The sequence below is a fragment of the Dyella solisilvae genome (genome assembly GCF_003351225.1).
Classification (GTDB): domain Bacteria; phylum Pseudomonadota; class Gammaproteobacteria; order Xanthomonadales; family Rhodanobacteraceae; genus Dyella; species Dyella solisilvae.
Genome location: NZ_QQSY01000001.1, coordinates 1,117,829 through 1,131,309, shown reverse-complemented (window position 1 = coordinate 1,131,309; position 13,481 = coordinate 1,117,829). Strand labels below are relative to the sequence as shown.

10 protein-coding genes are annotated in these 13,481 nt (G+C 66.4%); 1 reads left to right on the top strand and 9 read right to left on the bottom strand.

What is annotated here, in order from left to right:
• Nucleotides 1-34: 34 nt before the first annotated feature.
• The 8 genes from DVT68_RS04980 to miaB form a co-directional block, all read right to left on the bottom strand.
• Nucleotides 35-880: a CorC family transporter gene (locus DVT68_RS04980; protein WP_114823894.1), complete on the bottom strand. Its 846-nt coding sequence runs from the start codon at nucleotides 878-880 to the stop codon at nucleotides 35-37.
• A 141-nt stretch (nucleotides 881-1,021) separates the two neighbouring features.
• The gene (locus DVT68_RS04975) at nucleotides 1,022-2,527 is read right to left on the bottom strand and encodes an efflux transporter outer membrane subunit (RefSeq protein ID WP_114823893.1); all 1,506 of its coding nucleotides are present in this window, start codon (nucleotides 2,525-2,527) and stop codon (nucleotides 1,022-1,024) included.
• 13 nt (nucleotides 2,528-2,540) lie between these two features.
• The gene (locus tag DVT68_RS04970) at nucleotides 2,541-4,514 is read right to left on the bottom strand and encodes a glycosyltransferase (protein WP_114823892.1); all 1,974 of its coding nucleotides are present in this window, start codon (nucleotides 4,512-4,514) and stop codon (nucleotides 2,541-2,543) included.
• Nucleotides 4,511-5,773, bottom strand: coding sequence for a hypothetical protein (locus DVT68_RS04965; RefSeq protein WP_199535956.1), 1,263 nt, complete (start codon nucleotides 5,771-5,773; stop codon nucleotides 4,511-4,513). Before DVT68_RS04965 ends, DVT68_RS04970 begins: the two co-directional genes overlap by 4 nt.
• 22 nt (nucleotides 5,774-5,795) lie before the next feature.
• Nucleotides 5,796-7,064, bottom strand: coding sequence for an HlyD family secretion protein (locus DVT68_RS04960; RefSeq protein WP_114823891.1), 1,269 nt, complete (start codon nucleotides 7,062-7,064; stop codon nucleotides 5,796-5,798).
• Nucleotides 7,065-7,512: 448 nt separating this feature from the next.
• A complete protein-coding gene (ybeY, locus tag DVT68_RS04955; RefSeq protein ID WP_114823890.1) occupies nucleotides 7,513-7,977 on the bottom strand; it encodes an rRNA maturation RNase YbeY in 465 nt (154 codons plus the stop codon).
• Nucleotides 7,974-8,966, bottom strand: coding sequence for a PhoH family protein (locus DVT68_RS04950; RefSeq protein ID WP_114823889.1), 993 nt, complete (start codon nucleotides 8,964-8,966; stop codon nucleotides 7,974-7,976). Before DVT68_RS04950 ends, ybeY begins: the two co-directional genes overlap by 4 nt.
• 216 nt (nucleotides 8,967-9,182) lie before the next feature.
• Complete coding sequence (miaB, locus tag DVT68_RS04945; RefSeq protein WP_114823888.1) at nucleotides 9,183-10,526, bottom strand: tRNA (N6-isopentenyl adenosine(37)-C2)-methylthiotransferase MiaB; 1,344 nt, start codon at nucleotides 10,524-10,526, stop codon at nucleotides 9,183-9,185.
• Between the two features lie 453 nt (nucleotides 10,527-10,979).
• On the opposite strand from miaB, the gene DVT68_RS04940 reads away from it, so the two are divergent.
• Entirely contained in the window at nucleotides 10,980-11,945 is a 966-nt protein-coding gene (locus tag DVT68_RS04940; protein ID WP_233523348.1) for a lytic transglycosylase domain-containing protein, read from the top strand.
• Here DVT68_RS04940 and DVT68_RS04935 read toward each other — a convergent pair.
• Nucleotides 11,931-13,118 carry a S1C family serine protease gene (locus DVT68_RS04935; protein ID WP_114823887.1) on the bottom strand — a complete coding sequence of 396 codons (1,188 nt, stop codon included), beginning with the start codon at nucleotides 13,116-13,118 and terminating at the stop codon, nucleotides 11,931-11,933. The genes DVT68_RS04940 and DVT68_RS04935 overlap by 15 nt on opposite strands.
• Between the last annotated feature and the right edge of the window lie 363 nt (nucleotides 13,119-13,481).

Below are 13,481 nucleotides of genomic sequence, written 5' to 3'. Positions count from 1 at the left end.
CCGGACGCTGGCGTCCTGCCGGATGGATGCACAGTCAGTCTTCCTTGCGGGTGACGCGGAACGCCTGCACGCGCCGGTCGTCCGCCTCGGTCACGTGGAACAGGTAGCCGCCGATGGTGATTTCCTCGCCCACTTCGGGCAGGTGTCCGAACTCGGAGGTGCACATGCCGCCGACGGTGTCGAACTCCTCGTCCGAGAAGTGCGCGCCGGTCTGTTCGTTGAAGTCGGCAATCGGGGTCAAAGCACGAACCACCCAGCCGCCGCCGGTTTGCTCGTGCATCAGCATGGGTTCTTCTTCATCGTCGTGCTCGTCGTCGATCTCGCCGACGATCTGTTCGAGCACGTCCTCGATGGTGATCAGGCCGGCCACGCCACCGTACTCGTCCACCACCAGCGCCATGTGGTTGCGCGTATGGCGGAACTCCGACAGCAGCACGTTCAGCCGCATCGATTCGGGGATCAGCACCGCCGGGCGCAGCACGCTGGCGATGTCGAAATGATCGCCGTCGCCCACGAACTTCAGCAGGTCCTTGGCCAGCAGGATGCCGAGGATGTCGTCCTTGTCCTCGCCGTGGACGGGGAAGCGCGAGTGGCCGGATTCGACCACCGTGTCGAGGATCTCGCGCAGCGGCGCCTCGGCCGAAAGCATCACGATCTGCGCGCGCGGCATCATGACGTCATCCACGCTCAGCTCGGTGACCTTGATAGCCCCCTCGACCATGGTGAGGGTGTCGGTCGACATCAGGCCGTTGGCCTGGGCGGCGCGCAGCTCATCAATAAGCTCTTTCCGGTTGCGCGGCTCGCCGGAAAACATGTGGCCCAGTCGATCCCACCATTTGCGGTGGGCTGGGCCGCTGGTACTGCCAGGGTCCTCGTTCATTACTCTTGTAGGTTCTGCCCGGAACCGGGCGGAAGCAAGAGTCTAGCGGAAAAATCTTGACGATTCAGGAACAAGGCGCGGGAGGAGGCGGGCGAGGCCCCCTTCAACAGCGTCTCCGGGCCGCCCTCCGGGGCGCCCCGATCACCGCGGGAAGCCCGCCGTAGCGCCGCGCGGCGCGGCCTTGGCGATGCCGGCAGCCTGGCCCTGGGCGTGGCCCTGCTGCCAGCCGCCGCCCAGGGCCTTGTACAGGTTGACCTGGTTCACCGCCTGGTCCAGTTGGAGGCTGACCAGCTTCTGCTGGGCGGCGTAAAGCGAACGCTGGGCGTCTTGGGTGGCGATGTAGTCGTCCATGCCTTCCTGGAAGCGCACCTGCGAGATCGAGTAGACGTGTTGCGACTGGTCCACCAGCTCCTGCTGCGCCTTCAGCTCCGGCATGATGTGGTCGCGCACGGCCAGCGCGTCGGCCACCTCGCGAAAGGCCTGCTGCACCGTCCCTTCGTAGGCCGCCGTGGCGCCGGTGTTGCGGGCTTTGCTGGCCTCCAGCCCATGTTCGTTGCGGCCCCAGTCCAGCAGAGGCATCGCGGCCGCGGCGCCGGCATTCCAGGCCAGCGAGCCGGCGGTGAACAGGTTGGACAGGCCGCTGCTCAGCACGCCGAGGGTGGCGGTGAGCGCGATGTTGGGGAAGAACGCCGCGCGGGCGCGGCCGATGTCGGCGTTGGCGGCGCGCAGGCGGTCCTCGGCGGCGATGATGTCGGGACGGCGGTCCAGCAGGGAGGAGGGCAGGCCGGCCGGAACGTCTGTCAGCAGCGGCGCTTGCCACAGGCTGGGTTCGGCATAGCTGGACGGCAGCGGCTGGCCGATCAGCACCGCCAGGCCGTTGATGTCCTTGGCGATGCGCGTGTGCATGTCCTCCACGTCCACCTGGGCGGTGTTCACCTGCGTCTGCGAGCGGCGCATGTCGAATTCCGCCACGCCGCCATCGCGGAAGGCCTTCTGCATCACTTGCGCGTGCTGCTGTTGCGCCGCCAGGGTCTGCTGGGCGAGCAGCAGCAGGGCGCGATCGGCGTTGAGGGCGAGATAGGCGTTGGCCACCTCGCCGATCAGGGCGATGCGCGCGGCCTGGTAGTCGGCGGCGCTGGCCTCCGCCAGCTTGCCCGCTTCATGCACGGAGGCGCGCTGGCGACCGAAGAAGTCCAGCTCATAGTTGGTCATCCCCGCCTGTACCTGGAAGGTGTTGAAGGTCGAGGCGTTGCTGCGATTGTTCTGGATCGGGCCGAGGGTGCCGTTGCCGGGCTGCTGCGTCATGCCGGGCAGCCGCTGCCGGCCTGCGTAACCCTGCAGGTCGATTTCCGGAAACAGGCTGGCGCGCGCCACGCCGTAGCTGGCGCGCGCCTCGGTCATGTTGGCGGCGGCCACCTGCAGGTCGCGATTGTTGGCCAGCGCGATATCGATCAGGCGTTGCAGCGCCGGGTCCCTGAAGAAGTCGTGCCAGTCCAGGTCCGGGGCCTGGGTCGCGGCCTCGCCATTCGTGGTGTGCGTCGGATAGTCGTTGGGCACGGGCATGCCCGGGCGCTGATAGGTCGGCTCCATCGTGCAGCCGACCAGCAGGCAGCCCGCAAGCGGGGTGATGAGCATCCACGGCTTCATGGCGATCTCCGGTTCAACGTGTCGAAGAGAGGGGCAGGCCCGCCAGGCGCAACAGCTGGCGGAAGGCGCGCAGCGGCCGCGCCTTGGTGGGGATGTTGTTCGGGGCCTGGCTGAAGATCAGCGCGATCAGGCGATGGCGCAGTGTTTCATCCGCATCGAAGTGCACGCACAGGCGATGCTTGCTGTGCCGCGCCACCCACGCCGGCACCCAGCCGACCTCGGGCACCAGCACACGAATGCGTTCGCCCGGCGCCGGCATCACCGGCCCGCGTCGCAGGGCCGCGCCGCTGAGCGAAATATCGACGAACTGGCCGTCTTCTTCGTGGGCGCCGGCACGCCAGCGCGTCGCGACGCGGAACGGAAAACGCTCCTCGCGCCGCAGTCGTGGCAGGTCCACGCAGGCCATGATCGCGGCAAGGTTCAACAGCAGGGCGATCAGCGTCCACACCAGGTTGAATACGGTGCTCGCATTGACGTCGGCATGCAGCACGCTGTTCACCGCGCCGGCCTGCAGGAAGAGCATCAGCGCGATGAAGAAGCCGGCCAGCCTCCAGTGCACCACCACCTTGCTGCGGTCCAGTCCTTTGGCGGTGACCTTGAACGGACGTCCGAACGGGCGGAAGCAGGCCGAAATGATGGTGGCCGTCACGGCGTAGGCCGCTACCAGCTGGGTCACTTCGGTGAAGATCGGCAGCGTCTTGCGCTCGGTGATCCACGGGCCGTAGAACCAGAAGGCGATCAGCGCCGGCAGGCCGTAGAACAGGAACTGGTCCGGGGTGGTGTAGAAGGCCGCGATGCCGAAGTACCAGTACAGCACCGGCGCCACCAGCATCATCAGCAGGAACGGCTTGCCGAACCAGTGCAGCATGCCGTGCAGATAGTGCAGGCGATCGAGCAGGCTGTAGCCCTCGCCACGCAGTGGACCATCCTTCAGCAACGCCACCTGCAAGGTGCCCAGGCACCAGCGGCCGCGCTGGTTGATGTATTCGACCAGGCCCTCGGCGGACAGGCCCACCGACAGCCGCTCGTTGAGCCAGCGCGTGATGTGGCCGCCGCGGCGCAGCAGGTACGTGGTGTGGATGTCTTCACACACGCTGTCGGTGGGGAAGCCGCCAGCCTCGGTGATCGCCTTGCGCGACACCACGAACGAGGTGCCCACGCAGAAGGCCGAATTCCATGCGTCGCGCGAGGGCTGGAACACATCGAAGAACACGCGCTGTTCGTCGACCCAGCTGTCGCTGGCGCCCAGGTTGTGCTGGATCGGATCGGCGTTGTAGTAGAACTGCGGCGTCTGCACCAGCGCGACCTTGGGCTCCGCGAACAGGCCCAGCACGCGGTACAGGATGTTCTTCTGCGGCGCGAAGTCCGCATCCAGCACCAGGATGTAGGGTGCGTTGGTCTGGCCCGCGGAGAGCTTCAACCCGTTGTTGAGGTTGCCGGCCTTGGCATGGGTATTGTCGGGGCGGCGCGCATACAGCACGCCGAGGTCGGCGCAGCGGTCGCGCAGCCAGTCGCGGCGCGTGTCGTCCAGCACCCAGACGTTGACATGCGGGTAGTCGATCGCCCTGGCGGCGACGATGGTCTTCTCGAGGATCTGCCAGTCTTCGTTATAGGTGGCGATGAAGACGTCCACCGCCGGCACGCGGACGCCGGCGGCGCGCAGTCGCGCCTCGCCGGCGTCCGCCTGTGCGCGATTGTTTCGACGGCGCACCATCACCGCGATCGCGGCCAGGGTGTAGATGATCGAGATCATCTCGAACGTGTAGAACAGATAGGCCCACACGCTGGCCACGCCGTGACTTGGATCGGGCAGCGTGTCGCCTGTACGCCACAGGGCATAGCGCAGCAGCAGTGCGCCGGCGAACAGGCCAAACACCAGGCGGTCGAAAGCGCGGTGAGGATTGGCGAAGCAGGCCATGCCCACGCTCATCAACAAGGTCAGGCCAACCACCTGAAGCATCGTCAGCGAATCAATCGACCAACTCATCGTGCCTCCTTCGCGGCAGTGATGGCGCGGCCGGTAAACGGGTTCCATCCCTTGGCGGCCAGCGCGGCCCACGCAGTCGCACCAAGATGCGGCTGGTGGTAGTAGTAGAAATCGGCGTAGGTCGAGGTCGGTCCGATGGCGAAATCGGTGGTGATGCGCGGTTGCGGCGTCGCATAGAGCATGCCGTCGCTGCTGCGTTGGCTGGCCAGCAATTGCCACAGCGTGTCGGGCACCGGCTTGCCGCTGGCCTGCAAGGCGGCGGCGACCTGCGCGCTGCCTTCCGTCCACACACCGTCAGGCTGTCGACGGTAGCCGTAGCCATCGCCACTGCGATGCTGCGAGTCCACCCATGACCACACCTGGCTCCAATCGTCGGGTCGCGACGGGAAGGCCAGCAGCGGCCAGACCTGCGCATCGAGGCCGGACTTGTCGCGCGAGAGCGTGCGGCCGTCGTCGAGTGTGCCGACCAGGAAGCGGTGTTCGCTGGCGTCCCACATAGCCTTGACGAAGTCGCCCGCTTGCTGCGCCTGTTGCGCGAGGGCGGGGTCGCTGGTGAGGCGGCCGGCCCAGCTGGCGGCGGCGTAGACGTCCAGATTGTGCTCGGTCGCTTTCCAGTGTTGGGCGCGTTGGGCGTTGTCGTAGCCGAACAGGCCGCCTTCGAACGCGGTGGGTGACTGGCCCGCGGAATGCGCCTGGATCCAGTGCAGCTGCGCCACTGCGGCATCCAGGTAACGCTGGTCGTGCGTGTTGTCGTAGACGGTGAGCCACAGCAGGGCGGCCCAGGCCACATTGCCGGTGGCAGTGCCCACCTGGTAAGGATCCTGGCTCCAGTAGTTGCCGTGCGCTTCCCAGTAGCCGGGGAGAGCCACCTTGCCGTCAGTGACGGCGCCGCTGCGATAGGCGTTGCGCAATCGACCGTCGTGGAAGCTGGGGTCGTGCGCCGCCGCCAACAGCAGTGCATCGGCGATGCGGCGGGCCTGCGCGGGTTCGCCGCATGCCGTCAGTGCGATGCCGGCGAGCGCGTTGTCGTAGATAAAGGCGACCTGTTCGAGCGCACGCACCGTGCCCGGTTGCAGCGCCGGATAGCTGGCCAGCAGCATCGGTCCATCGCCGGGGATCGCCGTGGCGGCCGCACGCAGCGCCGTACAGCTGTCGTCGGCCAGTTGCTGGCGCACCGATGCGGTGGCGCGCGCTGCAGCGGGCATCGCCGTGGACAGCAAGAGGAGCAAGCCAATGAAGTAACGCCATCGATGCGACATGCCAGTCTCCATCGTCGATCTCTTAGCGCAGGCTCGCGATCACGCTGCGGCCCGGGGTGCAGGGTGGGATGCCGGCATTGGCCGCGTCCCGGTCGTCCCACTGCGCCAGCGCGTAGACCGAGCCGTCTTCGGCATAGGGAAACGGGGCGCTGTAGCTATTCTGCAGCGACTCCTTGGCGGTGGGCAGCAACTGCGTGATGTGCGCGCTGTGCGCCCGGCCCGCCGACGCGATGCTCACCTTCAGTTCGGTGCCGACGTTGAGGCGCCCCGCCATGCGTGCGGGAAAAACCGCCACCACGCCGGTCTTGCTGCAATCGGTCGCACGCACCAGCGTGGCGCCGGCGCTGACCTGGGTGCCCACCGGAGCGACGATGTCCTGGGTGGTGCCCTGGCCATAGGCTTTGACGACGTAGTCCGACAGCGCGTGCACGCGATCCTGCTCATGCGCGACCAGCGTATTGAGGTTGCCCAGCTGCGTGTTCAGCGCATCGATTTGCGCCTGCTCGCTGGTGATGTTGCTCTGCAGGTCCGTGCGGCGTTGGGCCAGCTGGGTGAGCTGGTCGTTGCTGCTCTGGCCCGAGGCGACGTAGACGCCTCGCTTGGCCGCGGCGAGACTCTGGCCGACGCCCTCGACGTTCTTGTCCAGTGCATCGGCCTCGCTGCGCGCGGTATCGGCCTGCGCCTGCGCTGCCGACACGGTGGCTGCGCTCACCGCGCCGTCGCGCTGGAGCGTCATCGCGCGCGCGACCTTGTTGTCCAGTTCGGTGACCTTCGCCGAGGCGGCGTCCTGCTGCGCCTGCATCGACGCATAGGCGTTCTGCAACTGCGCCACGTTGGCGCTCTGGTACTGCTGGTATTGATCGCTGGCGTACTCGAGCAGGCGTTGATCCGCGGTAATGCGGTGATTGAGATCGTCCAGTCGCCCCTGCAAATCCAGTCGCTGGGTCAACAGCGTGGTCAGCGCGTCGCGGGCCACCGTGTCGTTCTTCACCACGGCAATGGTCTGGCCGGGCTCGAGTGGCTGGCCGTTCTGGGCATGCAGCTCACTGACGGTTCCGCTGATGGGCGTGGTGATCAGCATCGCTGGCGCGTTGAGCACGGCGCGTGTGGCCTTGGTGGAAACCCAGGGTTCGAGCAGGGTCGACAGCAGCAGCCAGGCGATGAAGGCCATCACGCCGTATCCCGCCAGTCGCGGCACGATCGCGAGAGGTGATGGGCGGACCGGAGCAAGCTTGCCGGGCAGTTCCGTCGAGTGCACCAGGCGTTCGGTGGGGAGCAGGTCAGTCTTCAAATCATACGCCTCAGTCAAATGACGTCATGCCGACGCCTTCGCCCATGCGCCGAAGCGGGGCGGGAGGAAGCACATCCCAAGGGAGATGGCGGCCGATGGTTTGGAGTCCGGATTTTTGTGGCTTACGCGCCGCGAAGTCGGGGGACGTTCCTGCCAAGTGCGATGTATTGGTTACCGGACGGGAAAGGAATAGTTCCCCCGCAATGAACCTCGCCTGTCTTTCTTCAGAAAGTATTGCGGGATCAGTCAGACGTCAGTTCGATTGGTGAATATGCGTGCCGATGCAGTACACGCCACTGACATACGCGCGACACACGGCCGCGCGCGATGAGACGACCGCATGACAGCGATCAACGATTTGCGCGGCATTTGTGTGGAGAAGACGACGTCTGATCGACGGTGTCGCACGCGAGTGTGCGAGGCGGCGTCGTGCTCCGGCGCTTCAGGCTCAGGCGATATAAGGATCGTCGATGCCCAGTCCGGCGAGGATGCGCGTTTCCAGCGCCTCCATCTGTTCGGCCTCGGCATCGTCGATATGGTCGTAGCCGAGCAGGTGAAGTACGCCATGCACGGTCAAATGCGCCCAGTGATCGCGCGCCGTCTTGCCTTGCTCGGCGGCTTCGCGCGTCACCACCGGTGCGCAGATGGCGAGATCGCCGATCAGCGGCAGCTTCACGCCGGGCGGCAGCTCGACCGGAAACGACAGCACGTTGGTCGCGTAGTCCTTCCCGCGGTAATCGCGATTGAGCTCGCGCCCCTCTTGCGTGTCCACGATGCGGATGGCCAGTTCGGTGGCCTTGCGATGCTTCGCTCCCCGCAACGCGGCCTCTACCCAGGTACGAAAGCTGGTCGAGGCCGGCACGCCCTTGCGCGGCACGCCGTAGACCACCGACAGCGTCACCGTGGCGCTCACCTGGGTTGCTCCTCGTTGGCCTGCTCGAACGCCTCGTAGGCACGCACGATCTTGGCCACCAGCGGATGGCGCACCACGTCGCGCGAGGTGAAGAAGGTGAAGCTGATGCCGTCCACGCCGCGCAGCACCTCGACGGCGTGACGCAGGCCCGAGCGCACGTTGCGCGGCAGGTCGACCTGGCTGACGTCGCCGGTGATCACCGCGACCGAACCGAAGCCGATGCGCGTGAGGAACATCTTCATCTGCTCGACCGTGGTGTTCTGCGCCTCGTCGAGGATCACGTAGGAATCGTTGAGGGTGCGGCCACGCATGTAGGCGAGCGGCGCGATCTCGATGACGTTGCGCTCGATCAGCTTGGCGACCTTCTCGAAGCCCAGCATCTCGTACAGCGCGTCGTACAGCGGTCGCAGGTAAGGGTCGACTTTCTGGGTGAGGTCGCCGGGGAGGAAGCCGAGCTTCTCGCCTGCTTCCACCGCCGGGCGCACCAGCAGCAGGCGCTGTACGCGGTTGGCTTCCAGCGCCTCGACCGCGCTCGCCACGGCGAGATAGGTCTTGCCGGTGCCAGCCGGGCCCACGCCGAAGCTGATGTCATGCGTGGTGATGGCATGCAGGTAGCGCGCCTGGTTCGGGCCGCGACCCTTGATGACGCCGCGCTTCACCTTGATGACGACTTCCTGCGCGCCTTCGGCGGCATCGTTGACGATGGCGTCGATACCCGAGTCGGCCAGGTGCAGGTTGATCTTGGCGCCGTTGAGCGACTCGTTGACGGTCACGTCGTACAGCGCGCGCAGCACCTTCTCGGCAACGTGCGTGGCGTCTTCCTCGCCGATCACCTGGAACAGGCTGCCGCGATGGTTGATCTCCACGCCCAGGCGCAGTTCGATCTGACGCAGGTGCTCATCGAACGGGCCGCACAAGCTGGAAAGGCGGGCGTTGTCTTCGGGGTCGAGTGCGAAGTCGCGCTGGTAGAGGCCGTTGCCGTTGGTCATGGGCTCGTTTGAGGCGTTCGGGTGGAGAGCCTTCTCCCGTTGGCGACCGAAGGAAGTCCCCGTGGGAGAGAAGGTGCCGGCAGGTGGAAGAGGGTGCGGGCGGAGCGGGAGGCGGAGGGTCTCGCCAGCATGGCAGCCGGGGCAAGCCCCGTACCCTCACCACCGTGAAGGTGGCAATGCCCCCAAGCCCTCTCCCATCGGGAGAAGAGCTTCGTGTCAGGCGGCAACTTCATCGGCAAGCTGCACCCGGCCACGCAGCGAGTTGCTCATCGCCTCGGTGATCACCACGTCGACGAACTGGCCGATCATGCGGGCATGGCCCGGGAAGTTCACGTAGCGCATGTTTTCGGTGCGACCAGTGAACTCGTTGGGATTCTTCTTGCTGGGCTTTTCCACCAGCACGCGCTGCACCGTGCCCACCATCGCCTCGTTGATCTTGCGGGCATTCTCGTTGATCACCGCCTGCAGTCGCGACAGGCGCGCGTGCTTGACCTCCGAGGACGTGTCGTCGGCGAGATTGGCGGCGGGGGTGCCCGGGCGGGAGGAGAAGATGAAGGAGAAGCTCTGGTCGAAGCCGACGTCGTCGATCAGCTTCATGGTCTTGTCGAAGTCCTCATCGGTCTCGCCGGGGAAGCCCACGATGAAGTCCGAGGAGATGCAGATGTCCGGGCGCACCGCGCGCAGCTTGCGGATCTTCTGCTTGAACTCGATCGCCGTGTAGCCGCGCTTCATCGCGGTGAGGATGCGGTCCGAACCGGCCTGCACCGGCAGGTGCAGGAAGTTGGCCAGCTGCGGCACGTTGGCGTAGGCCTCGATCAGCGAGTCGGAGAACTCCAGCGGATGCGAGGTGGTGAAACGGATGCGGCCGATGCCCTCGATCTGCGCGATGGCATGGATCAGCACGGCCAGGTCAGCCGTGCCGCCGTCATGGGTGGGGCCGCGATAGGCGTTGACGTTCTGGCCCAGCAGGTTCACCTCGCGCACGCCCTGCTCGGCGAGCTGCGCCACCTCGACCAGCACGTCGTCGAACGGACGGCTGATCTCCTCGCCGCGGGTGTACGGCACCACGCAGTAGGAGCAGTACTTGGAGCAACCTTCCATGATCGACACGAAGGCGGTCGGGCCTTCGGCGCGCGGTTCGGGCAGGCGGTCGAACTTCTCGATCTCCGGGAAGCTGATGTCCACCTGCGCCTTGCCGGTGGCGCGCTTGGCCTCGATCAGCTCAGGCAGGCGATGCAAGGTCTGCGGACCGAACACCAGGTCCACGTAGGGCGCGCGCTTGATGATGTCCGCGCCTTCCTGCGAGGCCACGCACCCACCCACGCCGATCAGCACCGGCTTGCCGCCCTGCTTGTGCTCCTTCCAGCGGCCGAGCTGGCTGAACACCTTCTCCTGGGCCTTCTCGCGGATCGAACAGGTGTTGATCAGGATGACGTCCGCCTCGGACTCATCCAGGGTCAATTCCAGACCGTGCGAGGCCTTGAGCACGTCGGCCATCTTGGCCGAGTCGTACTCGTTCATCTGGCAGCCGTGGGTCTTGATGAAAAGCTTGCCGGTCATGGGCTTGGGTACCGTCGTTCACTAAGGTGGCGGAGGGGCCGCCGAACCGCACAGTTTACGCGCCTGTGGCGCCGCCTGCCAGTCGAACCGGTGAGCCGGATCAAGCACTTGCGTCCGGGTGGGGCTCGGGCCGGAGCTATTCCTTGTCCTGCCGCACGAAACCGCCGGCCCGCGCTTGGCGCAGGGGGCGGGCAGGGCGCACACTGCCGCCTGACCTGGCGCCTGACCGATTCGGCCCCGGGGGAGTAGAGGAAGGGGGATACATGGTGGTGCTTGGCCGGAAGGGGCGGGACGCCCAGTGGGGAGGCCGTGGCTAGGTCTGCCCCGGCATGGGTGAATCACCCGGCCCTTCGCGGGTCGGCGGCTGCCTGCTTGCTGCTGGCGGGATTGCTGTGGCTTCCCGCTGCTCATGCCGGAGTCCTGTATCGGTGCACCGGGGCATCGGGCGAGGTTGTGTTCAGCAGCAGCATCGCCGGCTATCAGGGTTGCACTCGAATCGCCGGCGCGCCTGATCCGGTGCGCCGCAAGCCATCGGCCAATCCCGCGGCTCCCTCGCTCGCCAAGGTGCAGGGTTCGGCGCAGACCTCTGCCAACCCCGCGGCGCCGGCCGCGCCGCCGCCGCTGGCCTCGCTCGCCTGGGTCGAGGATTCGGTGCAGACCACGGCAAAACCGGTAACTCCGTCGGCGCCTCGTGCCCCGGGCGGAAAGCCGGGGCAATGGACATACAGCGAGACCAGTCCCGCCCGGAGCAGCTCGGCGCCGGACAAGCCCGTGGCGGACGTGTCGGCCGATGGCGACCGGGTGCTGCGCGGCGCCGTCTTCCGCGTGGTGCGCAAGGACGGCAGCGTGGAGTACACCAATCTGCGCCCTTCCGGACAGCAGGGCCACGCGGTGACCATGCTGTTCACCTATATCGCCACCTGCGCGGCCTGCAATCTGCATTCGACCATTCGCTGGGATTCGGTGGCGCTGCATCTGGGCGAATACGGCGACGTCATCCAGCTTGCCGCGCGGGAGTCGGGCGTGGACGAAGCGTTCCTGCGCGCCATCATCCACGCCGAGAGCGCATTCAATCCGCGCGCCATGTCCATCAAGGGCGCCCAGGGCCTGATGCAGCTGATGCCGGGCACCGCGTTGGACATGGGCGTCAGGGATGCCTTTGACACCGTGCAGAACATCCGTGGCGGCGCGCGCTACCTCGGTCTTCTGCTGCGAACCTTCCAGGGCAATGAGCAACTCGCCGCGGCCGCCTATAACGCAGGGCCGGCTGCCGTGCAGAAATACAACGGGATTCCTCCCTTCGACGAAACCCGTGTCTATGTCGAGCGCGTCGGCATGTTGCGCAAGCGCTATGGGCAGGCGATCCGCAGTGGCGGCGTCCGGCCGCCGGTAGTGGCCGGGATGTCAGCCATCCAGTGACGCGGTTGGCGTCATCGGCGGTCGCTGCGCCAGGATCACTTCGGTATGGAATGGGGTGCCGTTGCGAATCCCCGACACTTCCACCTTGCTGCCCGGCTTGAGCGCCGCTTCGTGGCGGCGCAGGTCGGCGGGATCGACGATGTCTTCCGCGCCGATGCGAAGCAGGATGTCGTGCGGCTGGATGCCGGCCTGGGCCGCCGGTCCACCGGGGTAGATCTCGGTGACCTGGGCGCCGCGGGCGGCCGCGGGCAGTCCGCTATCGGCGGCGACCGGGACGAAGGTGTAGTCGGCGCCCATCCAGCCCCGCACCACGTGGCCGGTGTCGATGATCTGGTCCAGCACCCGCTTGGCGCTAGCGACCGGAATGGCGAAGCCGATGCCTTCGGCATTGGCGGCCTTGCCGATCAGCAGCGTATTGATGCCGACCAGTTCGCCCTCGGTGTTGACCAGGGCGCCGCCTGAGTTGCCCAGGTTGATCGCCGCGTCGGTCTGGATGAAGTCCTCGGGGCTGGCGCTGCTGAGCTGCCGGCCGATCGCGCTGACGATGCCCATGGTCACCGTCTGGTTGAGGCCCAGCGGATTGCCGATCGCCAGCACCACGTCGCCGGTACGCACGGGGTCGCGGTCGGCGATGCGGATCACCGGCAGGTTGCTGGCGTCGATCTTCAGCACCGCCAGGTCGGTTTCCACATCGGCGCCCACCACCTTTGCCTTGGCCACGCGCCCGTCGTAAAGCAGCACCTGGATGTCGTCGGCGTTGGCGATCACATGATTATTGGTCAGCACATAGCCTTCGCTGCTGACGATCACGCCCGACCCGAGGCTCTGCTCGCGCCGCTTGTAGGCCGGGCCAGCGGGGCGGCCGCCAAACAGCCGTTGGAGCACGGGGTCGGTGTACATCTGCACCGCCTGCTCGGTGACCATCTTGTTGGCATAGATGTTCACCACCGATGGGGCCGCTCGGGCGACGGCGTCCGCGTAGGACACCGGGCCGCTCCGGCGCGTGGTGGACGCCAAGGCCACCGGCGGCGTGACGCCGGAGTGTCCGAGGCCGAGATGCTGTCGCAATTGATTGCCCACGCCGGGCCACACCAGGCTGATCACGAAGGCAAACGCCAGCCCGAGCACCACGAAGCGGGCAATGAAGGCAAGCGTGCCAGCGGCATGTTTCATGTCGTTATTGCGTTTCGTGGCAAGGCGTTAGGACGGGATGTGCAAAGGTGTCGCAGGCGCGGCGCTTTTATTGTACGAGGCATGCCCTGACGCTACACTAACGTGATGTTGTAGGTGCCAGATCCTGCTGGCGCTTGCGAAGCGGGTCGTCCCGGGAACTTCCCGGTGCGCTGGGTGCCCGGGAAGCGAAAGTCCTGCAGCCTGTGCTGCACTCTGCTCGCTCCGGCTCCATGTGCGCCTGCTGTCCAGGGGAGATCATCCAGGGAATCTGGTGGGCGGTGAAGTCGCTTTCGCCGCCTTACGTGTCGACGCGCTTGGCAAGCACCTGCGGAACTCATTAAGTTCTGCGTCTCAATGGCATGT

What these genes read in the sequence shown, in the direction of transcription:
- DVT68_RS04950 (WP_114823889.1), bottom strand. Translation starts at nt 8,966, where the DNA reads ATGACCAACGGCAACGGCCTCTACCAGCGCGACTTCGCACTCGACCCC.
- DVT68_RS04970 (WP_114823892.1), bottom strand. Translation starts at nt 4,514, where the DNA reads ATGAGTTGGTCGATTGATTCGCTGACGATGCTTCAGGTGGTTGGCCTG.
- DVT68_RS04935 (WP_114823887.1), bottom strand. Translation starts at nt 13,118, where the DNA reads ATGAAACATGCCGCTGGCACGCTTGCCTTCATTGCCCGCTTCGTGGTG.
- DVT68_RS04975 (WP_114823893.1), bottom strand. Translation starts at nt 2,527, where the DNA reads ATGAAGCCGTGGATGCTCATCACCCCGCTTGCGGGCTGCCTGCTGGTC.
- DVT68_RS04965 (WP_199535956.1), bottom strand. Translation starts at nt 5,773, where the DNA reads ATGTCGCATCGATGGCGTTACTTCATTGGCTTGCTCCTCTTGCTGTCC.
- miaB (WP_114823888.1), bottom strand. Translation starts at nt 10,526, where the DNA reads ATGACCGGCAAGCTTTTCATCAAGACCCACGGCTGCCAGATGAACGAG.
- DVT68_RS04980 (WP_114823894.1), bottom strand. Translation starts at nt 880, where the DNA reads ATGAACGAGGACCCTGGCAGTACCAGCGGCCCAGCCCACCGCAAATGG.